Annotated in this window: 17 protein-coding genes and 1 tRNA gene; 6 read left to right on the forward strand and 12 right to left on the reverse strand. The window is 43.9% G+C overall.

Going from position 1 to position 22,962, the window contains the following annotated elements; all coding sequences use genetic code 11:
• Nucleotides 1-65 precede the first annotated feature (65 nt).
• On the forward strand, nt 66-677 hold the full coding sequence (locus tag LW728_RS10105; protein ID WP_287766559.1) for a DUF8692 domain-containing protein: 612 nt from the start codon (nt 66-68) through the stop codon (nt 675-677).
• Nucleotide 678: 1 nt separating this feature from the next.
• On the opposite strand, the gene LW728_RS10110 is transcribed toward LW728_RS10105, so the two are convergent.
• Entirely contained in the window at nt 679-1,182 is a 504-nt protein-coding gene (locus LW728_RS10110) for a MogA/MoaB family molybdenum cofactor biosynthesis protein (protein WP_190537793.1), read from the reverse strand.
• A 662-nt stretch (nt 1,183-1,844) separates the two neighbouring features.
• Between LW728_RS10110 and LW728_RS10115 the strand changes: the two genes are divergently transcribed.
• Nucleotides 1,845-2,708, forward strand: a complete 864-nt coding sequence (locus tag LW728_RS10115) for a helix-turn-helix domain-containing protein (protein WP_287766561.1) — start codon at nt 1,845-1,847, stop codon at nt 2,706-2,708.
• A gap of 377 nt (nt 2,709-3,085) precedes the next feature.
• Here LW728_RS10115 and LW728_RS10120 read toward each other — a convergent pair whose 3' ends face one another.
• From LW728_RS10120 to LW728_RS10150, 7 genes are all read right to left on the reverse strand, one after another.
• The gene (locus LW728_RS10120; RefSeq protein WP_002798477.1) at nt 3,086-3,598 is read right to left on the reverse strand and encodes a hypothetical protein; all 513 of its coding nucleotides are present in this window, start codon (nt 3,596-3,598) and stop codon (nt 3,086-3,088) included.
• Between the two features lie 88 nt (nt 3,599-3,686).
• Complete coding sequence (locus LW728_RS10125; RefSeq protein WP_004268133.1) at nt 3,687-4,904, reverse strand: ATP phosphoribosyltransferase regulatory subunit; 1,218 nt, start codon at nt 4,902-4,904, stop codon at nt 3,687-3,689.
• 37 nt (nt 4,905-4,941) lie between these two features.
• Nucleotides 4,942-5,883, reverse strand: a complete 942-nt coding sequence (locus LW728_RS10130) for a J domain-containing protein (protein ID WP_287766563.1) — start codon at nt 5,881-5,883, stop codon at nt 4,942-4,944.
• A 43-nt stretch (nt 5,884-5,926) separates the two neighbouring features.
• Complete coding sequence (locus tag LW728_RS10135; protein ID WP_287766565.1) at nt 5,927-6,757, reverse strand: inositol monophosphatase family protein; 831 nt, start codon at nt 6,755-6,757, stop codon at nt 5,927-5,929.
• 14 nt (nt 6,758-6,771) lie between these two features.
• Entirely contained in the window at nt 6,772-7,140 is a 369-nt protein-coding gene (locus LW728_RS10140; protein ID WP_004268126.1) for a 2Fe-2S iron-sulfur cluster-binding protein, read from the reverse strand.
• Nucleotides 7,141-7,304: 164 nt separating this feature from the next.
• A complete protein-coding gene (locus LW728_RS10145; protein WP_287766567.1) occupies nt 7,305-9,554 on the reverse strand; it encodes a hypothetical protein in 2,250 nt (749 codons plus the stop codon).
• Entirely contained in the window at nt 9,551-10,492 is a 942-nt protein-coding gene (locus tag LW728_RS10150) for a homogentisate phytyltransferase (protein WP_004268123.1), read from the reverse strand. Before LW728_RS10150 ends, LW728_RS10145 begins: the two co-directional genes overlap by 4 nt.
• Nucleotides 10,493-10,738: 246 nt before the next feature.
• Here LW728_RS10150 and LW728_RS10155 point away from each other — a divergent pair.
• Nucleotides 10,739-10,825 (forward strand) — tRNA-Ser (locus LW728_RS10155).
• Between the two features lie 145 nt (nt 10,826-10,970).
• Here LW728_RS10155 and LW728_RS10160 read toward each other — a convergent pair.
• Nucleotides 10,971-11,633: a class I SAM-dependent methyltransferase gene (locus LW728_RS10160; protein WP_287766570.1), complete on the reverse strand. Its 663-nt coding sequence runs from the start codon at nt 11,631-11,633 to the stop codon at nt 10,971-10,973.
• A gap of 106 nt (nt 11,634-11,739) precedes the next feature.
• On the opposite strand from LW728_RS10160, the gene LW728_RS10165 reads away from it, so the two are divergent.
• Nucleotides 11,740-14,853, forward strand: a complete 3,114-nt coding sequence (locus LW728_RS10165; RefSeq protein WP_287665580.1) for a hybrid sensor histidine kinase/response regulator — start codon at nt 11,740-11,742, stop codon at nt 14,851-14,853.
• 303 nt (nt 14,854-15,156) lie between these two features.
• Here the strand turns inward: LW728_RS10165 and LW728_RS10170 are convergent, their stop codons facing one another.
• Together LW728_RS10170 and LW728_RS10175 are read right to left on the reverse strand one after the other, a co-directional pair.
• Complete coding sequence (locus LW728_RS10170; RefSeq protein WP_287766609.1) at nt 15,157-15,906, reverse strand: class I SAM-dependent methyltransferase; 750 nt, start codon at nt 15,904-15,906, stop codon at nt 15,157-15,159.
• 80 nt (nt 15,907-15,986) lie between these two features.
• Entirely contained in the window at nt 15,987-16,475 is a 489-nt protein-coding gene (locus LW728_RS10175) for a hypothetical protein (RefSeq protein WP_193958978.1), read from the reverse strand.
• 191 nt (nt 16,476-16,666) lie between these two features.
• On the opposite strand from LW728_RS10175, the gene uvrB reads away from it, so the two are divergent.
• The gene (gene uvrB / locus LW728_RS10180) at nt 16,667-18,670 is read left to right on the forward strand and encodes an excinuclease ABC subunit UvrB (RefSeq protein ID WP_287766572.1); all 2,004 of its coding nucleotides are present in this window, start codon (nt 16,667-16,669) and stop codon (nt 18,668-18,670) included.
• Nucleotides 18,671-18,674: 4 nt separating this feature from the next.
• Nucleotides 18,675-19,718 carry a flagellar assembly protein H gene (locus LW728_RS10185; RefSeq protein ID WP_287766574.1) on the forward strand — a complete coding sequence of 348 codons (1,044 nt, stop codon included), beginning with the start codon at nt 18,675-18,677 and terminating at the stop codon, nt 19,716-19,718.
• Nucleotides 19,719-19,946: 228 nt separating this feature from the next.
• Here LW728_RS10185 and LW728_RS10190 read toward each other — a convergent pair whose 3' ends face one another.
• Nucleotides 19,947-22,832 carry a UPF0182 family protein gene (locus LW728_RS10190; RefSeq protein ID WP_287766576.1) on the reverse strand — a complete coding sequence of 962 codons (2,886 nt, stop codon included), beginning with the start codon at nt 22,830-22,832 and terminating at the stop codon, nt 19,947-19,949.
• Nucleotides 22,833-22,962 lie beyond the last annotated feature (130 nt).

Raw genomic sequence — 22,962 nt, forward strand, 5'->3', positions numbered from 1 at the left:
AGTAGAAAGCGGCACTTTGTGCATTATACCGTGGTTAATAGCCACAATTATAAACTACTATACTTATGTCCTCACGAGAACAGCATTTTCTGAAAATAAATTTTGTCGTTCTCCTCTTGATTTTAGCTTTAATTGCTGGGGTTGATCGGGCAGAATTACCCTCTAGTCTTTTATTTTATCCTCCCGCTACTCCCCCAACTCCGATCGCTGGTTTATTAACCCATTCTTTTCAATTGCTTTGTTGTTTACCACCGATTGTTTGCCTTTTTAGTTATGCTTTATTGTGCCAGGAGGCAAGTTTCAATAATTCTCGCCAGTTTTTACTTTTTTCTGGCATAATAACGGGACTAATTGCCATCAATGAAATCTTCAGAATTCATATCATTCTTCTCTATTTTAATATTCCCAAATTCTTGACTATCTCTGTTTATGCCCTCGCAATTCTGATTTATGGTTTAGTATTTTGGCGGCGAATAAAACAAACTTCTTACCAAATTTTAATCATCGCTTTAGCACTTTTAACTTTTGCGATCGCTATTGATTTTCTCCAGATTAAAAATCAAGGTTTTGCTAGTCTAAGTGAAGGAATTCCCAAACTGTTAAGCGCGGTGAATCTAGCCAGCTATTTTTGGGATGTATGTTTTCAAGAAATTTCAGCCAAGATCAAATCAAAATAAATTACCCATTCATCTGTTTAACCAGATGTAAAATTTCGGGAAGAATCAGTTTTTCTAGGGCTAATTTAACGGCATTAGTGGAACCGGGGAGAGAAAAGACTAATAAGTTTTGATAAACCCCAGCTATCGCCCTCGATGCCATGGCACGGGAGCCAATTTCCTGATAGCTAAGATAACGAAATAATTCGCCAAAACCGGGCAAAGTAATCCTTAATAAAGGTACTAAAGCATCGTAGGTAGTGTCTCTGGGAGCAATACCCGTACCCCCATTGAGAATTAAGACTTTTATCTGATTTTGATTGCTAATTTCTGGTAAAATTGCTTGAATTTGTAAGGGTTCATCGGGGATAATTAAGTATAGGCCGATATCATGACCCGATCGAGTTAGTAACTCTTGAATTATTTGGCCACTCCTATCTGTCTCCGGGGTACGAGTATCGCTCACCGTGACTACGGCACAGGTAAGATTAAGGGGGGCGGTGTCGGGATGGGGAATAAAGGTCATAATTAGGGTTTGCTGAATAAATCTAAAAACCTTGTTGGATAAGGCTTTTAGACTTTTTTTCCCTGAAAAAGTGCCTACCATTGGAGTGATTGGGGGGAAAATTTAGGGATTTTTAATTGACCACCTGAAAATGGGTAAAACCCCACACCCGACACCCCACACCCCACACCCTGCCCCCACGAAAAACTTTTTCAGCAGCCCCTAATTAGGGATAAGCTGAGAGTTCGAGAAAAACAACCATTGAGAACAAATGTATGTATTGGCTGGTGAGTGCAGTTACCCTAGGATAAAAAACTTAACTTTTGCAAGTATTGCCGATTTTTGCTGGTTTTTGCAACCTTTTCGCTGGTAATGATGACAAGGTAAAAGGAGCTTCTAGAGAACAGATTATCCCAAAATAACAAAATCGAGATTATCATCTAAGTTGGTATAGATTAAGTAGCTGGTTATAGTTAAATTAAAAATAGATTTTAGGTTCGATCCCCCCTGCCCCCCTTGATAAGGGGGGTGCCGATCCCCCCTGCCCCCCTTGATAAGGGGGGTGCCGATCCCCCCTTGATCCCCCCTTGATAAGGGGGGTGCCGATCCCCCCTTGATCCCCCCTTGATAAGGGGGGTGCCGATAGGCGGGGGGATCTGATAATTTTTAACGCCTACCTACTTATGACTGGAATTATGAGTCAACTCAGTCCCCTACAAGCCGAACAAATCAAGGAAATCGGGACTTATTTACGTCAAAAACGAGAAGAAAGCTGTCTGAGCATGGACGATATCGCCGCCCTGACGATGATTAGATTACCAATGCTAGAAGCGTTGGAAACGGGGAATTGGGAGAAATTACCAGAATTAATTTATGTCAAGGGATTTATCAAACGCTACGGTGATGCCCTAAAAATTGATGGTAAAGCTTTAGCCGATCGCTTGTCTCCTAGTGCAGAACAATTAGCCCAAGAGGTAACTATCCCGAAAACACTGCCCACAAAAGTTACCCCTATCCCCAAGGCTGAACCCGCTGCCCCAAAAGTGGAACGGGTGAAACCAGAAAAACCAGCCCCAGAAACTGGCCCTCAACCGGCTAAATCAACCTTTTTCGGGATGTATCTCTGGCTAGGCTTGCTGGCGGGTATATTTTGTGGTATTGGCTATCTTTTCCTCCGTCCCCCTCTCTCTAACCCCCCTGCCATTACTCCATCTCCTTCCCCCGTGGGTTCCCCCGCACCGGTAGTCCCTCCCGCACCAGTAGTCTCTCCTTCCCCTTCTCCTCAGCCAAAAGTTCCCCTCTCAGCCGAGGTAACTATTGAACAGGCCGCTTGGGTAAGGGTAATTGCCGATGGCAAAAAAGTCCATGAAGGCACTCTCCAACCCGGTCCCAAACAAACTTGGACAGCCCAAAAGAGTTTAAATATTCGATCGGGCAATGCTGGCGCTGTTAAAATCTCTCTTAACGAAAACCCCGCCCAATTAATGGGTAAAGCTGGCCAAATCGGCGAAATCACCCTAACTGCACCCCCTCTCAGTGATCAGTAAACAGTAATCATACTAAATCCTGTTTAAAAAGTATAGGATAGTGGGGTGTGGGGTGTGGGGTGTGGGGTGTGGGGAGAAACAATTCATAACTTGAGAGTTAATCACACTATTAAAAAGGGATTTGGTATCAGTAATCAGTGAACTAAAAACTCACATCTGAAAACAAGGGCCGAATCTAAGACCTAATTGGTTAAGCTAAAAGCTTTGATGTGCTTAGTTTCTAACCTTCTTTTTAGGTAGGAGAATTGTCAGATTCTGTCTTTTGCCTCTTGCCTGTTGCCCCTTGCCTTCAGAAGCTGAAAACTGAAAACTGAAAACTGATAACTGATAACTGATAACTGATAACTGATCACTGATCACTGATCACTGATAACTGATTAGGCTGCATCATCCCAGATGGGGGTAAGGGTTTGATAATCGTAGCGGGAAGCGTTGGGATGACAGCTGACACAGGTGGTATGACCGAGAGGAGTGGGTAAATTGACCCTAGGATGCAAAACCTTTACATAGCTGGACTGTTCAATTAAGAGGGGAACGAAAGTAGTCTGGGTAAGAGGGCGGGAAGAATAACTGAGATAATCCCAGATAAGACGCTGAGTAATGCCAACAATTGGTTTTAAACGGATACCATAGTGAGAATTAGGATTTTCTAGGATTTTTTTCCAAGTTTGACTGGGTAGGATGCTGGGAGGAATGGCAATATGGCAAGTGGCACAATTTTCTAGATAGGTTTGCTGTCCAATTTGATAACGATTTAGCAATGTATCCGAGGACGGCGATTGGGCGATCGCTGGTTGTTGAAGTAGCGAAGCCAGTAGAATACCCCCTAGAATACTGAGGAGAAAGAGGATAAGAAAAAAAATCGATTTCACTTGACCGCTGGAAGGCATAACTGGGATAACGGGTAATTGAACACAATTATAGATTCCTATAGCAGCGGGCAGAAGGCAGCAGGATTTTCGCTGTTTTTGCCCCTTTTTAGAGAGATTCTTCGCTCACGGAACCATCTTCTTGCACCCAGGCGAGATTTTTAATCATTCGATCGCGGGCATAGGTACGAATTTGTGCCTCGCTGCGACCACCTAAATCGATCGCCACTCTCAGATTCGGATCACTGGTGCGAAGGGAGCGAGCCTTACTAAAAGTCGCTATCTGGGCGTTATTACCCAAAGGGATAAGCAACCAGTCGAGGGGGGGAGCTTGAGTGGGTAAAGTCTGCCCTGATAATAAACTTTCGTGCAGTTCTTCGATATTCAGGGAAAAACCGATACCCGGAGCCGATTGGCCTTGGGGATGAAAAACGCCCAATAATTGATCATAGCGTCCGCCCTGGCCTAAAATACTGAGATTTTGCCGGTGATCACTAACCGCTTTAAAAACGATGCCGGTGTAGTAATCAAAGGTTTGAATCAGACTTAAATCGAGAATTAGGGGAAAAGGCCCAGAGCGATCAGCATTAAGCAGCTCTACTAGGGATTTAAGGTTATTAACGGCTTTTTGGGCCGATTCTTCCTGGGCTAATAGGGCCACTTGTGCGAGGACATCCTCGGGATTACCGCGCAGGTGAAATAATTGTCGGGCTTGCTGCCGGAGGGTTTCGTTGGGATAGGGAAGATTTTCGAGGCTAACGTAGTCGAGGAGGGCTAAACAGCGTTTCACCTGTTCGCGTAAGGGACCCGGAAAAGGAGAAAGTAGCGAACGAGTCAAACCCGCTTCTCCTAAAATAATCTGCCAGTTAGGGACGGCCAAACTATCGAAACAGTCAGCCAGGAGCAGTAAAATCTCGGCATCAGCTAGTAAACCGCCAGAAAAGAGCAGTTCTACCCCCGCTTGATAGAATTCCACTTGACGACCGTGATAACTGGCGCTAGGGCGACGAAAAACGTTAGCCCGATAACAGAGACGTTGGGGATAGGACTCCCCACTCATGCGGGTGACGGCACTACGCGCAATGGAAGCGGTTAATTCAGGGCGTAATCCCGATAGTCCTTGACTATCCCCGTGCAGTTGGATCACGGTGCTGGGATCGATCGTACCGCCTGCGGTGAGGGTATCGAGCCATTCAATGGTGGAGGTGACGATCCTTTGATAGCCCCAACGCTGAAAGACAGACTGAAGGCGATCATTAATCCAGCCTTTTTGGGTAACTTCTAGGGGTAATAAATCCCTTGTCCCCGCCGGGGGTTGATGAATCATGGGAGTTTGCTAATCAAAATCGGTGGCACTGGTAGTCCTATTTATTCTTTTTACCACCAAATCGAGACCAAAAACCGCCCTTGCGCTCTCCTTCCTCTTTTTGTCCTTTCTGGTCTTGCACTTCAATATTAGAATTAACTACTTTATCTAGTTCCCGTTTGCACCTAATCACCGTCGCATCTTGGGGGCTGGCTTTCCAAGCCCGATTGATATGAACCCGGGCCATGGACAGTTGATTTTGTCGCAGGTAGGCTAAACCGATCAGGGCGTGACAGATGCCATTATCCGGTTCTTGCCGCAGGGCATCGCGCAATTCTCGTAAAGCTTGGGCGGGGTTATTTTCGTCAAGAGAGGCTTGGGCGCGGCGAATATAGGCTTCTAGGGGCGATTCGTTGCTTTTAGTCTGGACTGCCGTGGTGAAAGCTGGTCTAACTAACTCGGACTGGTTAGTATTGCCCTGGGAGATAAAGACTTTCGGGGTGGTTTTCCTGTTGCCCTGACCTTCGGTTAAGATCAGATAAACCAGATTGAGTTCACTGAGTTGGCCGATTTTCTGATAGGTATTTTCCAGGGCAGTATATTGATCGATCGCCAAAGATTGCAGGATTTTTTGATAGGCTAATTCATAGTTAGCGCTAGATTGGGCTAGTTTTCTAGCTGGTTCGCTACTGATGGTGATTTTGCTCAAATCTCTCCCCATTGCCTTGCCCATTTGTGCTAAAACCAGCCGAAATTCTTCGCGAGATAGGTCGCGGCCCAGATGTTCGTAGGCGGGGTTAACTAATTTTGAAAGTAACTGATGAGCCTGTTCCTTTTCATCGGGGGTGTGAGTGCGACAGGTATCAGGATGGAGTTTATAGGCAATTTTTAAGTAACGCTCGCGAATCTCCTCCTGTTCGGCATCGATCGAGACTCCTAAAATAGCGAAGTGATCCATTAAATCATATTGAAATAATCCTTGGTAAATTGGAAAAGTCATAGAAAGTATCCTGCTCTAATTAAAATAATAATCGCAGTAAATATTAAAAGGATTCAAACTGAAACCTCCAAGAGGCCGCTTTTTGCAGAGCTTGGCTTAAGGGGGTGTGAATCTGTCCGTTAGTAGCCAGGATTCGCCCCGTTTCTATCAGAAAAGGACTCTCATCGTAGGCGCTAATTTTACCCCCAGCTTCTTCGATCAGAATAACTCCTGCGGCCAGATCCCAGGGATTAATCCCTCGTTCCCAATAACCATCTAAGCGCCCACAGGCCACATCGGTTAAGTCTTTGGCAGCGGAACCGCTGCGGCGTACCCCTTGGGTCAGATGGGTCAGATAACAGAATTCGGCATAATTATTATCGGGGGTTTGACAGCGATCGTAGGCAAAGCCCGTCACCAGTAAACTTTTTTCTAGTTCACTCGTCCGGGAGACATGGATGGGACGACGGTTCAGGGTGGCCCCCAAACCCTTGGCTGCCCGAAATAGTTCCTTTCTAAAGGGGTTATAGATGACTCCCACTGCTGCTTTCCCTGCGATCAGTAGTCCGATGGAGACGACGGATACGGGATAACCGTGAGCATAGTTGGTGGTTCCATCGAGGGGATCGATCGCCCAGAGATACTCGCTGTCCCTCCCTGGCAGTTTTCCCGATTCTTCCGCTAAAATCCCATGTTCGGGAAAGTGACGGCTAATAATTTTGAGAATTTCTGTTTCTGCTCGACGATCTATTTCCGTCACTAAATCGCCCGATCGCCCTTTCTCTTCTATTTTCTCGATTTTACCCCAATTATCGAGGATAATTGTTCCTGCCGCTAGGGCGGCTTCACTGGCAATGTCTAGGTATTTTTCTAATTGGCTGCTGGTATCTGGCACGATTAATCCCGAATCTATTCTTCATCTAAGGGTAAACCAAAACGCACTTTCCCACGGGCAAAAAAGCGACCGAATTGCAGTTCATAGACTTCATCTTCGTCTTGGGTGGCTACTTCCATATCGCCACGGGCATAACTGACACAAAGTAAAGCATATCCTCTGGCTTTTAATTCCGGCGATAGTCCGATCGCCTCTGGTTGGTAGATATCTCCTGATAATACCCTGACCGCGCAGCTAGTACAAGCTCCATTGCGACAGGAAAAGGGTAATTGATAGCCCTGTTTTTCCAGACTGTGCAGTATATAGTTATCCCCCGGAACGGTGGTGACAAATTTTTCGCCGGTCTGACGATTGTGAACGGTGATTTGATAATATTTAGTCATAGTTTAGTTAGCCAGAAATTATAGATGCAATTCTAGATAGTTCTGAATTTAGTGGCTATTTTGATCAGCTATCTTGATTATATCATCAATAATTGCTCAAATAGTCATCATCTTTAGAATTATCCTTGATAAATGTTAACTTTTCTTGGGTCACTTGCCAATTTTTATGGCTCTTGAAACTTCATCTCTTTTAATCTAACTGCACCGTCGATAATTGATATTTCCTGGGAGCCAATTTGCACGATCGCATCTAATCCCTTGCCGATAATTTTAACTGCCGGGGGACGACTTTTCTGCACGGTCATCACCAGAAAAAACTCCTCGCTACCCGTGGCTAAAATGCGCTCACCTGTATTAGTTTTCTCGACTTTTAAAGTCACGGGAGTGATAAAAGTTCCCTGCATATTTGCACCATTTTGAGTGATAGTAAAACTATTTTTTCCGAGAGTGACATTTCCCTGGGTATTCATCACCCAAGTTTTATTAATAAATTCTGGTTCATCGACTTTACCTAATAATTTATCCATCAAGACGAATAATCCGGGAGAACCAGAGGATAGACTGTAATCGACGGCGAAAGAACGAACTAGAGCCACTCCTGCTGGTGGATTAGCCCCTCTAACCATGATTTTATCAGTTTTTAACGTAATTACTCCCGAACCATCGGGACTGGATTGAAAAGTCATCGGTTTTGCTTGGATCCAAGGCGTGGTTTTCGGGAAAATAACCGTATTTTCCGAGTTCCAGTCGCCTTCTGACCCCTCAAAACTTGCCCATTGTCCTCCTAATCCCCAAATTCTCACACTAGCGACATCGGGAAAAGACCATCCTCCCACAAAAGGTTGCTGTTTAAGATAGATACTAGCGACAAAATCCTCTTCATTTTGCCAGCGATTACGAAAAGTATAAAATCCCTTTTGTTGATCAACTAAAACCCTGGAAAGTTGGCGATCAGGATTTTCTGGAGTAAGATTAGATGGATAACCAGCGAGAAGAAAAGGGGCAATATGGGGATAATGGGGGTGAAAAAGTTGTTTTTCTTGACCTTGTAATCGCCATTTTATTGCTGGTAGCCATGATTTATCGGTAATTCCCAATCCGATAGTTAATAAAGATACCCCTACGAACATCTGATGTCTGCCATAAGCAGGAATCAATAATTGACCATTTTTAGGGACAATTCTGGTTAAATAATGGGGGATTAATTGGGCTGCTGGGGAACCGGTTACTAAGTCTAATCCGAGACTATTTCGATACCCTTGCAAAAAAGGAAAAACAGCGAGAACCATGGGTTCGGTGCTGTATAAATCTCCTTCCGTGCCAAATCCTTGATCGCCGATAGCTGTGATAAAATAGCGTTCGATGTGACGTTTGGCCATTTCCACCTGTGCAGAGGGAGAATAGAGAGAATCGGGCGGTAAATCTTCTTTGAGAATCGCTAAACTGGCTAATCCTGCCGCACCTCTGGCCCGCGCATTCCAGTTACTAACTGTGTCTCCATTCCAGCCATTTTTGGGTGAATCACCTTTGAGAAGTTTTTTACTTTCACTGAATAACCAGCCAGTAATTTCCCGTTGGCGCTTTTCTCCCCAAAAATCATAACAAAGATCGTAGGCGAGAGCGACTCCGGCGACAATTGGAGATTGTTCTAAGACTCTCCTGCCTCGATTTTTACGGGTTTTTTCGAGAATTTCCCAGGCGGTTTCTGCTGATTTTCTATCTTGATTTAAAATTGCTAAAAAACAATGACCTGTGGCATGATAACCACCGTTAGGCACATAACCATCGTAATAAATTTTTTGCTGTAAACTGTTGTTTAATTGAGCGATAATAGTTTGACCGATGGGAGTTTTCGCTTTTTCTCTGAGATTAGTTAATTCTGACTTGCGAAAGATTAAACGGGGATGTTCTCGCGGTTGCAGGGGTTGGTGATTAGGGACAGGATTAGGCCATAAAGGGGAAATTGTGCCATTAACTTTGTTTTGTAGTCTTCTTCCCCCTAAAGTGCCTTGATAACTGCCGATGAGTTGGTCTTGGTGGGGGACAATTTCGATATTATAGATAGCTTCCCTGACTTCCGCTTGCCAAGGGTGAGTTTGAATGTTCATTTTCACCTGTAATCGCCAAGCATTGTCTAATTTAATCGTTTTTACCGTACCTTGGTGATCCACTTCTTTATTGAATTTCGGTGCGTATCCCCACACCGACGGCTGACAAACAGATCGATCGCAGCTTAAATCTAGGGTAATATCTTGATAAACGGGTTGATCTTGCCACAGTTTCCAAACACCATGTTTCAGGTTTAAATGAAGGTTGCCGGTTAATAATTGCGGCTCGATGGTTTCCTGACTAGGTGCGCTTGTACCACCTAGCCAAAGTAAGGGAATCGCCGCTAAAAAAGGAGATATTTTCATAGTAAACAAGCGAGGGGAAATATAAGGTATTCTAGGAAGAATAATTTCCAAATAAATTGGTAAAATCGGCTGATTTCGCTTTTATCTTCTAAATTTACTCCGCGACTACGCCACCAAAGAAGAAGAAGTAGGAGCAGATGGGCGAAAATGGCCAGAGGAGAATTAATTCCCCTTATCCCCAAGAGACCGACGGCAATCATACCAGCATAACACAGAGAAATTGTCAATAAGGAAATTGTTAAGATTTTTTCTGGCCCGAGAAGGAGGGTAAAAGTGGTAATTTGGTAAATGCGATCGCCGTCTAGGTCTGGAACATCCTTGAAAATAGCGATCGCAACGGTGAAAACAAGAACAAAAGCTGTTAAAACCCAGATCGAGGGATAGATAGACTGATTTTGATTAATAACTGTGTTGTAGTGGCTAAAAAGACCTAAATTGACGATGACACCCCGGACGGTAAAAATACAGAAGGCGGACCAGAGGGGAAAGCGTTTTAAACGCACTGGTGGCAAGGAATAAGCAGTGCCGATAAGTAAACTAATCCCCACGGTGATTAAAAGCCAAAAACCACCGATAAAAGCCATTATAATTGCTAAAATACCGGTAAAACCCACGATCAACCGTCCTGTTAACGGAGAAAATTCGCCCTTGGCTAGGGGAAGCTGGGGTTTATTGATTTTATCGATGTCGATGTCTTCCAACTGATTTAAACCGACGATATAGACATTACCCGCAAGACAAGCGACCCAAGTGAGCAATAAAACTGGCCAATGGCTAAAAAAATCGTTAATATTGCCTAAAGCAATTAAATACAGACTTAAAACACTGAAAGAAGTGCCGATAATCGTATGGGGACGGGAAAATTTCCAGAGACTCCCTAACCGGTCGAGAAAGTTAGGCTGGGGATGGTTAACTGGAAGAAAAGGAGCTTGATTCATCAGACCTCTTGTAAAAATCAAAAATTGTCGTGGTTGGTGAGGAGTCGGTCGTCAGTAGTCGGTAGTCAGGAGAATTGGGAATGAATAATAATCAATTAAATGGTCTATTTACCGATTTTATGCCGCTTAATCCTTATTTTTGACGTTTTTAAGCCCTCAAAAATCAATTATGCCAGAGGTCGATCAAAAAAAATCAATCCTAGGGCAAGTAATCTGTTAAAATGATAATCCAGACTCAAACCCTGTGGAGAGGTGGCAGAGTGGTTGAATGCGGCAGACTCGAAATCTGCTTTAGGGTCACACCTAACGTGGGTTCAAATCCCACCCTCTCCGTTGAACTGATAACTTAGTGCTGTCGTTAACGGTCTTAAGAGATATAGCGTTACTGTGGGTGGTTTCCGACTGGTGACTAGATTTAGACAACAAAAATCGACACTGATTGTGAAGAGCAAAAGCTTTTCTAATCTCCTTAACTTCTTCACTTTTTCATGGCCAGGGTCAAACCATCACCAATAGGAATAATACTGATATTTACCCGTTCATCCTGCTGAATTTTGGCATTAAGTGAACGGATAATTTTGGTGCGATTATCGGTGCTATCGGCCGCCGCCACTCGTCCCGACCAAAAAACATTATCGATAGCGATAATTCCGCCCCTTCTGACCAATTGTAACGCCCGTTCGTAGTAGGGATCATAATTACTTTTATCGGCATCGATAAAGACAAAATCAAAACTATTACTTTCTCCCCCGGCGATTAATTGATCTAAAGTCTCCAGGGCCGGGGCAATTCTTAAATCGATTTTATCGGCGACACCGGCCCGCTGCCAATAACGGCGGGCTATACTGGTATATTCTTCGCTTAGATCACAGGCGATCAGCTGGCCTTGGGGGGGTAAAGCTAAGGCCACCACTAGCGCACTATAACCGGTAAAAACCCCTATTTCTAGGGTTTTTTTCGCCCCGATCACCTGTACTAAAAAAGCCATGAACTGACCTTGTTCGGGGGCAATCTGCATGACTGCTAGGGGTTGAGAGGCAGTTTCTTGACGTAACTGAGCTAAAATCGGGGGTTCTCGCAGACAGATAGATTGATAATAGGAATAAAATTGTCGATCGAGTCCAAGAGTTTGATTAGCCATAAAAAAATTCCTAGTGAATGGATTTATCAGGTAAAATTCTGGGTAATCTGAAGCTAGAGAGAGCGCATTGGTTGACCAAAAAGGAAGACTTGGCAGGAAGCAAATCATGATGAAACCGGACTCGGAGCATTTCTTTAACGAAGAGCTCGAACAGTTGTTAGAGAGTTTAGAAGACAAAGACACCGACGGTGACGAGACCCTAGACGAACTCAGCTTTTTATTTGAGCAGATTTCCCCTCCTGCGGCGAGGTATGGGGCTTCTCTTGACCAAACCCTGTCTTTCTTGCCCTTAGAACAGGAATTAGAGGAACTTTTTGGCGATAGCATCAATTGGGAAGAAGCCGCCACTAATGATCTTTATTCTACCCGTGGGACTGCTGCCAAGTCAGAAGCCGAAGATTGGGATGATCTGGAATCGCTGCTGCTAGAAAATGCAGCGGTTCGGGACTCAGAAGCAATTATAACCATCAGCAACCCGAATTTTTACGACAGCCTCGAAGACTTAGAAGCTTTTCTGGAAAAACCCACTCCACCGGCGCAATCGCCACTGCCAGACATCTTGGAATCCCTAGAGGTCTTCCTCTGGGAATCCACAGCAGCGGCTCCAGTGGCCGCGACAGAACCTCTCCAACGGTTAGAATCACTGGAAATTGCCCCAGAAAGCTCCCCAGAGGATGAATTCAAAGATTTAGAAAAACTCCTCGAAGAAACCAATCAGGTGATGGCAGCAAATCCGGCGGCCAGTTTCAGTCCACCGGTCGGGTTAAATAACCTGCGTCCCCTTGTCGGTAAAGCTTTTGAACAGACGACGCGGGTGCCGATCAAACAATTGGACAACCTCAGCAATCTGATCGGGGAACTGGTGGTTAAACGCAATCGTCTGGAAGAGGAACAGGATCGGCTGCGTCTCTTTTTAGACAATTTGCTAACCTGCGTCCAACATCTGAGCGATGTGGGCAGTCGGATGCAGTATCTCTATGAAAGAACCCTCCTAGAAGGGGCTTTACTGTCTAGTGGCAATTCTGGCGGTGCCATCGGTTACGGTAGAGTTAAGGGAGAAAATCAGGGCAATTCGGCTATGACCGGGCAACTAGATGCCCTAGAGATCGACCGTTTTACCGATTTCCACTTATTATCCCAAGAGATGATCGAATTGATCGTGCGAGTGCGAGAATCGGCCTCTGATATTCAATTTGTCGTCGATGAAACCGATCAGGTGACGCGCAGTCTGCGACAGGCTACCACCCAACTACAAGAAGGGATGACCAAATCGCGCATGGTTCCCTTTAGTCAAACTGCCGATCATCTACCCCGGGCAATTCACGATATTTCCCTGAAACTGCACAAACAAGCCAAATTAAAAGTGGAAGGGGGGGGTGTTCTCATCGATCAGATGATCCTTGAACATCTCAATAGTCCCATGATCCATCTGGTCAACAATGCGATCACCCACGGCATTGAATCACCCCAAGAACGCATGGCCAAAGGCAAACCCGCCCTCGGTAAGATCTCTGTCCGGGCATTCCTACAGGGAAATCAAACCGTGATCACCGTTAGTGATGATGGGGCTGGTATTGATACTAATCGGGTTAAACTTAAGGCGATCGAGAAAGGTCTGATCAGCGAGAGGGAAGCTCAAAACCTCAGTCCCCAAGAAGTCTATGAAATTCTTTTTCATCCCGGTTTTACTACCAAAGATCAGGCCGATGATTTTTCTGGTCGTGGGGTGGGTTTAGATGTGGTGCGGACCAGTTTAATCGATGTGCGCGGGACTGTTACTATTGACTCGGTACTGGGCAAAGGAAGCACTTTTACGATCCGTTTACCGCTAACCCTGAGTATCTGTAAGGCCCTCTGTTGTGTTAGTAATCATGCGCGCATCGGTTTCTCCATGGACGGAGTGGAAGATATGAAGGATTTTCGGGCCAGCGATATCCAAATAGATGGAGAGGGACGGCCCTGCGTTTTCTGGCAAAATACTTTACTACCTTTCCAACCCCTGAGCGAGTTGCTTTCCTACAATCGACAACTTAGTCGCGGTAGTTTTTACACTGGCAAGCCGGAGGAAGACTCTTTTTCGATCGTGATCCTGCGCGGTGGTAATCATCTCCTCGCGGTACAGGTGGATAAAGTGATTGGTGAACTGGAAATCGTCATCAAACAGATCGAAGGACCGATTCCGAAAACGGCTGGGATTGCTGGGGCGACGGTTTTAGGGGATGGTACGGTGATGCCCGTCGGCGATGTGTTAGAGTTAATCGACATCGCCAGGGGTCGTCTGCGTATCGATAACGGTGGTCTTTGGCGCCAATCTGCCTCCCCTGTAGAGGTGGAAACTAGCCAAAAATCCGAGGCTATGGTTCTGATTGTCGATGATTCGATTACGGTTCGGGAATTGCTCTCTTTAAGCTTTATTAAAGCTGGTTATCGTGTGGAACAGGCCCGGGATGGTCAAGAAGCTTGGGAAAAATTACGCGGCGGTTTGCCCTGTGATATCGTTTTCTGCGATATCGAGATGCCCCGCATGAATGGCCTGGAATTACTGTCTAATTTGCAAAAAGACCCCCGATTAGCGGCGATTCCCGTGGCTTTGTTGACTTCCCGCGGATCTGAACGTCATCGTCAGGTGGCGGCGAAATTAGGGGCTAGTGGTTATTTTACCAAGCCCTACACGGAAAGAGATTTACTCTGGGCAGCTGAAAGAATGATTGCAGGAGAAGTATTACTAGCTAATAGTATTAAAGCGACTCCTAATCAGCTTTCATCCTCCGATACAACGATTATTGATAGTAATCCCGCTCATTTGTTGGCACAATCGAGTCCTCTCGTCTTGATTGTTGATGATTCGTTAATAGTGCGGGAAATGTTAATGATTTCTTTGGTTAAAGCTGGTTATCGCATTGAACAGGCCCAGGACGGTTTAGAAGCATGGGAAAAATTACAGGCCGGATTAGCTTGTGATCTGATTCTCTGCGATATCCAAATGCCTCGCCTGAATGGGTTAGAATTGCTCTCTCGTCTGCAAGAGGATGAACAACTTCAGGGGATACCAGTGGCGATGATTACCTCGCGCGGGACGAAAAAAATGCAGCATCTCGTCGCTGCTAAAGGAGCAAAAGGTTATTTTGTCAAGCCCTGGATTGAGGATGTTTTACTGTCAGCAGCCCAACGTTTAATCGCTGGTGAGGTATTAATCCAGAAAGAAAGTCCCGCGGATTAGCTGAGGTTAAGTAGCTGGTTATAATTAAATTAAAAATGGATTTTAGGTTCGATCCCCCCTGCCCCCCTTGATAAGGGGGGTGCCGATCCCCCCTTAGTCCCCCCTTAATAAGGGGGTTGCCGATCCCCCCTTAGTCCCCCCTTAATAAGGGGGTTGCCGATCCCCCCTTAGTCCCCCCTTAATAAGGGGGGTGCCGATCCCCCCTTAGTCCCCCCTTAATAAGGGGGTTGCCGATCCCCCCTTAGTCCCCCCTTAATAAGGGGGGCATCTGATAGTTTTTAATGCCTACCTACTTAGGGCTTGCTAATTTGAACTTGTTTTCTGGAAAATCATTAAATGTTGTTGGGGCAAAGTCTCGATAATTTCTGCTGGCACTAAACCGACAGCGGCCATTTCTTTTTCTACCTGTCTGCGGGTCATTTTATGAAGGGCCTTGATGGCAATCAGAGGGTTTTCACGACGGTATTCTACTAATACCACCCTACCAGCGGGTTTTAAAGATTTGACCAGATTTTCCATCATCTCGCGGGGACAGGAAAACTCGTGATAAGCATCCACCATTAAAGCTAAATCGATCGCATTTATAGGCAATTTGGGATCGGTTTCTGTGGCGAGAATTGTGGTGACATTCTTAACTTGATTTTCCTCGGCTAAAAAATCAATTGCCCCTAACATTTCCGGTTGCACATCGACGGCAAAAACTTGTTCTACTAAATTCGCCAGAGGAAAACTAAAATAACCTGTCCCCGCTCCGATATCTGCCACTAGATCTGTGGGTTTTAGATGTAGTGCGGTGATCAGATCATCGGGTTTTTCTGTGAAACGGCGACTAGGACGTTCTAACCATAACATTTCTTGGTGTCCCATGACTTTAGCGATTTCCCGTCCTAGATAAAATTTACCGATACCATCGCGACTATGAAGCGATCGAATCTGATAATATTCCTCTGGTGCTAAAACTGAAGCATCGTAGGTAAGATTTAATAATCCGAAACCACAAAAAACTACTATTAGAAACGAGACAATTAAGAAAAATTTTTGCTTAAACAGCATCGGGATTAAAAACGGTGGGCTAGAAAAAATAAATTCCCCGTCCGGGACAGGGAAAACATCTATCTTGATCAACAAAACAATTAATCCAAAAATCCCATTAAAGTTTCGGGATCATCGATTTCATTGGAAGCAACGGGACGATTACCCATGACTGTATAAGTTTCGCTAATGTGCAGATGACTGAGAGCGATCGGACGATTGCCAGAGATCGCCAGAGTGCTGCTAACTTCCATACCACTAGAGCCGACAGGACGCAATCCACCGACGGAAGAATAGGTACTAACCACTTTCAGATGGCTAACTTCCACGGGACGGCCCCCTGGTAACATTTCATCTTCCGTGAAGTGAAGATGGCTAGTACCAACAGGACGATTTTCGGGTAAGCGATGTTCAGGTTGATAGAATTTTAAGGCTTTGGAAGCCGATTCAGCGTTGTTTTTCACCGAAAGGGCGACCACTTCTTTATCCTTGGCGGTTTTAGCTGTACTAGCTTTACCGCGTGTGCTGGTCTTTTCTTCTGTGGTTGCTGGGGTTTGAGTCCCGTTCGTTTCTAGATTTTCCACCGTCATAACCTGATACTCCTTTCCGTTAATAGCTTCGGGGAAACGATAAGATTTAAGTTTAGGGTATTCTCGAAGACTTTTAATCTTTTTTTAAAATCCTCTCTAATATTAAGATACATCTTTCTTTCCCAAAACCCTATAAGTGTTGGTAATTTGATTGATAATTTATTTTGCCTGTTCTCTACACCCAGCCGCTAATGACCGCTTTTCAACTACAAGCACCCTTTCAACCCACTGGGGATCAACCGGCAGCGATCGATAAATTAGTAGATTCCCTGCAAAACCGGCAGCGTTTCCAAACCCTCTTGGGGGCAACCGGCACCGGCAAAACCTTCACCATTGCCGCTGTGATCGAGAAAATCGGCAGGCCTACCCTCGTCCTGGCCCATAATAAGACCCTGGCGGCCCAATTATGCAACGAATTGCGGCAATTTTTCCCCAATAACGCCGTGGAATACTTTATCAGCTATTACGACTACTATCAACCAGAGGCTTACATTCCCGTCAGCGATACCTACATCGAAAAGAGTTCTTCGATTAATGATGAGATCGATATGCTGCGCCATTCGGCCACGCGATCGCTGTTTGAACGCAGGGATGTGATCGTCGTCGCTTCCATTAGTTGTATTTATGGTTTGGGAATGCCGGCGGAATACCTGAAAGCGGCGATTTCCCTGACAGTTGGTCAAGAGTTCGACCAAAGGCAATTATTACGGGCCTTGGTGTCAGTGCAGTACAATCGCAATGATTTAGAGTTAACTCGCGGTCGTTTTCGTCTGAAGGGCGATATTTTGGAAATTGTTCCCGCTTACGAGGATCGGGTGATTAAAATTGATTTTTTTGGCGATGAGATTGAAAGTATTCGTTATCTGGATCCCTTGACGGGGGAAGTTTTGCAAAAATTAGAGCGAATTAGTATTTATCCGGCCCGTCACTTTGTTACCCCGGAGGAGCGTTTAGAGGTAGCCTGTCGGGATATTAAAACCGAGTTAGATAACCGTTTATTGGAGTTAGAAAAAGCGGGCAAATTACTGGAAGCGCAACGTTTGGATCAGCGGACTCGTTATGATTTAGAAATGTTGCAGGAAGTGGGTTATTGTAATGGCGTGGAAAATTATTCGCGGCATTTAGCGGGTAGATTAGCGGGGGAACCGCCGGAATGTTTGGTGGATTATTTTCCACAAGATTGGTTATTAGTTGTGGATGAATCTCATGTTAGTGTGCCGCAAATTCGCGGGATGTATAATGGCGATCAATCACGAAAAAAAGTTTTGATCGATCACGGGTTTCGTTTACCCAGTGCGGCGGATAATCGTCCTTTGAAGTCGGAAGAATTCTGGCAGAAAGTTAATCAATGTATTTTTGTTTCGGCTACTCCGGGAGATTGGGAATTAGAACAGTCAGAAAATCGCATTGTTGAACAAATTATCCGACCGACGGGAGTTTTAGACCCGGAGATTTTTGTGCGACCAACCGAGGGACAAGTGGATGATTTATTAGGGGAAATTAAGGAGCGAGTGCAGTTAAATGAACGGGTTTTGATTACCACTTTAACTAAACGCATGGCGGAAGATTTAACCGAATACTTACAAGAAAGGGGAATTAAAGTTAGATATCTACATTCGGAAATTCAATCAATTCAACGGATTGAAATTATCCAAGACCTGCGAGAAGGGGTCTTTGACGTGCTGATCGGGGTGAATTTGCTTCGCGAGGGGTTAGACCTGCCGGAAGTGTCTTTAGTGGCGATTTTAGACGCAGATAAGGAAGGATTTTTAAGGGCTACCCGCTCTTTAATTCAAACTATCGGCCGGGCTGCTCGTCATATTCGCGGTCAGGCAATTCTTTACGGAGATAATCTCACTGATAGTATGATTAATGCGATCGAAGAAACCAAGAGACGGCGAGCTATTCAAGAGGAATATAACCAAAAACATGGGATTATTCCGCAATCGATTGTTAAAAGGTCGAGTAATTCAATTTTGGCTTTTCTGGATATTTCCCGTCGCCTAAATTCTCAACAATTAGAGCAGGTTTGTGAGAATATAGAAGAGCTTTCTTTAGAACAAATTCCCGAGTTAATTCAACAACTAGAAGCGCAAATGAAAGAAGCGGCTAAAAATCTAGAATTCGAGTCAGCAGCTAAATATCGTGATCGGATTAAGCAATTACGAGATAAGTTATTAAATCATCTTAGATAAACCTATGACTAGATTTATTCATGACCAGTTTGCTAAAGATTATCTCGAAGAATTATTATCTTCTCTGGGAGAGGTAAAATCGGCACGGGTTGTACGCGGAGAAGTACGAGAAATCGATGTCTGGTTTTCACCGAATATTCTCGATAATAATCCTAGAGAGCTGCTGGGATTACTGGGAAAAATGGCGATTAATCCCTGTTTATTTGAACCCTTTCGCAATCCTGTCACCGCTACAGAAATTAGGACTTGTCTGTTAAAATTGTTGCAAGTGGAAGGGGAAATTAATCGTCAAGCAAATCGTCAGAAAACGAATGTTAACGATGCAGAAATACCCCGTCTCTGGATTTTGACTCCCACCGCTTCCGCGCAACTGTTAGGAGGATTCGGAGCTAAATTAGATGAGGAGAATTGGGGGGAGGGTATCTATTTTTTAGCTCCCTCTTTACGCACGGCAATCACCGTTATCCATCAATTACCCCCAACAGAAGCAACTCTCTGGTTAAGAATTTTAGGCCGGGGAAAAGTACAAGCAAGGGCGATCGATGAGCTAGAATCGTTACCAGAGGATCATCCTTTTCGGGTAAATGCTCTAGAATTATTATTAAACTTGAGAACCTCTTTAACTAACGATCAAGAGCTTGAACAGGAGGACAGAGAGTTAATTATGAGATTATCACCTTTATACACTTCCCGTCTTCAGGAAGAACTGGATGCTGGCCGTCAACAGGGTCTTCAACAGGGTCTTCAACAGGGTCTTCAACAGGGTCTTCAACAGGGTCTTCAACAGGGTCTTCAACAAGGTCTTCAACAAGGTCTTCAACAGGGTCTTCAACAGGGTCTTCAACAGGGTCTTCAACAGGGTCTTCAACAGGGTCTTCAACAAGGAGAACGTCTGGTGATAGAAAATTTATTGAAAGCTCGTTTTGGTAGTTTAGACCCAGATTTATCCGTAATTATTGATCGCATTTTATTATTACCGGTGGAGGAGTTTACCCCTTTAATAATTAATTCATCTCGCACAGAATTAATTGCCCACTTTTCTAATTAAAAGAATAACTCAATCCTTTGATGATAGTGGATTTGAAAATTGGCTGATTAACCAGAGCAGGCAATTTTCTGGGCGAATTTGGGGATATTGAGGATTGTTCTGGAATCAGCATCAGCTTTCTTGCTAATTTGTGGCCAATTAGCGACAATTTAAGTAGGTAGGCTTTAAAAATTATCAGACACCCCCCTTATCAAGGGTAGGGTTGATTCATGAATCAACCCTACCTTATCAAGGGAGGCAGGGGGGATCGAACCTAAAATCCATTTTTAATTTAATTAAGGTTGGTTCCATGACAATTTTATTTTGATAAGCAACTGTTACTCTAGCGATTGTAGGGACACTATTTTGGTCTGCCACTAGATACAAAGGTTCTACATAAAGCAGCGATTGTTCAATGGGAATAATTAATAGGTGTCCTTGCAAAACTTTAGAACCGTCCCGATTCCAAAGGGAAATCTGTTGAGAAATATCTGGATCTTGGTTAATTAAAGCCTCAATTTGATTCGGTCCGTACACTAACCTTTGTTTAGGAAATTGATAGAGTAATAACTTACCATACTCTCTATCGTCTGAACGCGCTGCCAACCAAGCGATTAAATTTTGCCGACTAGAGGGAGTATAGGGATGGAGGAGAATAAATTCTTCTTTGTCGGAATCGGGCAGTTTCATGATTAAATAATAGGGTGATACAGCCTGGGGTTCCGTGCCGTAAATTTCTAGGGGAATTTCCCATTGATCCTCCCGATTATAAAATACTTGTGGATCGGTCATGTGATAGGTTAATAATCTTTCCGCTTGGGTACTAAATAAATCTTCGGGGTAACGGATATGACTGCGGAGAGTTTTCGGCATTTCTGCTAAAGATTTAAAGAGATGGGGAAAGATTTTACTCCACGTCTGAATAATTGGATCATTTTCATCGGCAACATAGAAATTCACCGTTCCATGATAGGCATCCACTACCACTTTGACCGAATTGCGAATATAGTTAAATTTATCTTTTCCTGGGTCAGAATAGGGATAGCGATCACTAATAGTATAAGCATCAATAATCCAATGTAATTTACTACTACTATCGCCCACATCTGCCGCTACTAAATAGGGGTTGCGATCATAATTTAAAAAAGGTGCGATAGTTTGCACGCGATTTTGGATATCACGACGCATTAATAGCCGAGTTTCGGGAGTAAAATCTTGACTAAATAACATTTGCCAATCCCGCAGATAAAGGGCAAATAGCCAACGTCTCCACCCCGTACCCACTAGGATTCCTCCCTTGCCATCGTAGGTATTATAGACATTTCCATCCCCGCTAGGAAAATCCAATTCTTCTGCAGTGGTGGGAGTCATCACATAATTATTAGTTAATTCCCCGTAGTAAATGCGGGGTTTACCAATGGGAATACTATAATCAATTAATTTGCTAGAGGTTTGTAGGGCCCCTTCGTCTTTATTTGTGCCGATATCTTTGACAAAATAGTAGGGTAAACCCCCGGCAGCTACTAAATTAACCGGGGAAAGAGTGAACCCGTAACCGTGGGTATAAACGAGATGTTTATTCACCCAAGTATTAGCAGTAGTGGGAACCGCACTATAATCTAATTCTCTAGCGGCAATAATGGTCTGTTGTTTTTCAGATATTTGACGTTCCTCGATTTTTTCAGGCACTCCCACTCGCACTCGATAGCGATCAATATCAGCATCGGGGAATTTATAATATAAGCGAATTTGCTGTAATTGTCGGTTAGTTTCTAGCAGTGGTTTGGTGTCCCAAAGACGAATATTATCGATAGTCAGATGATTTTTCTCTAAAACTTCGGCATTTAATTCGGCCTGTGGATCGAAAACTTGGGCATCAATTCTATCTAAGGAAAAAGCCGCTCTTGTGGATTGAATACTTCTTTCGATATAGGGTCTTTCTCTCACTAATTCATTCGGTTGTACGATTATTCTTTGTAATCCTCCACTGATAATTATGCCACTTATCCAAACAATTAAATAGAGAAATACAGGAACTAAGTAGGGGAAAAATACCAACTTTTTCTTGGCGGTTTTGTGTAATTTGCGACGGTATTTTTTACCAAATAATGCTTTTTCTCCTAACCATATACAGGTTATTCCTGCAATAATTCCCAGAATAATTTCAATAAATTGACCAACATGAGCATCGATATAACCCGCACCATAAACTACTCCTTCGGGAGAATAAAGTAGCAGGTAACGCTGAATAATATGGTGTAATACTAGCAGCCCCATTAACCCACTCCACAGGGCATATAAATGACGCAGTTGCGGACGGGAAAACCCTGGAAATTTTCCCTGAGAAAGACTATCACCTGAAAAAAGATAGGTTAAACTAACAGCAAAAAGAGTATATATTCCCACACCACTGAGCCATAATTCTAGTAACTGCCACAGGGGTAATTGAAAGATATAAAAACCTAAATCATTCCCGTATTGGGGATCGTTAATATTGAAAGGAACACCATAAAAATATTTTAAAAAATTCGCCCACTGCCCAGCAATTATAAAAGATAGCATTACAGTAAATACTATAGATATTATTTGCAAAAAATACTCGGTTTTAATTAATAATCCCAAGACTAAAAAAGCGATAATTACCCCTTGCCAAAGATTACTGGAAATATCGGTTAATACTTGCCTAATCCAAACTATTTGCAGAGGAGAACTTAGGGAAGAACTAAGGTTAGGGAGATTAAAATCTGGTGTCCAGAGACTGAGGGCTAGTTTACTGTAATACAATAACATTGACCCGATCCAAGCTCCAATTCCCGTTGCGATAATCAAAAGACCGAGTAAATTAATACTAGGAGATTGAGGACTAAGAGGATAACTATCTTCCTGGGGTTTTTGCCAACGAAAACGCTGGGCTAAACGTAAATTAGTAAAAATAAAGAGTAGAGAAAGAATCGCACTTCCCCAACCTAATCCTAGTTGCCAAGATAATTGTTTCAGGAAAGTGTTTAAATAACCCATCTCGGTAAACCAGAGGCTATTGGCTACCACTAATACCCCCAACTGCCCGATCACAAGGCAGCCAAGAAACAGTAAAATAGGTTTAGCGATCGAGCTTCGGTTATGTCTGATCAGCATAAATAAAGTGATAAGGGAGAGTCTTTTTTCATTCTAGCGATTTTAGTTTCTCCCTGCTGCTTTTTCTTAAGTAGGTGGGTAGAATTAAATATAAGATGAACGTAGGTTGGGTTGAAGCATGAAACCCAAC

It is taken from the genome of Microcystis sp. 49638_E5, from assembly GCF_021300285.1.
GTDB classification, from domain to species: domain Bacteria; phylum Cyanobacteriota; class Cyanobacteriia; order Cyanobacteriales; family Microcystaceae; genus Microcystis; species Microcystis aeruginosa_C.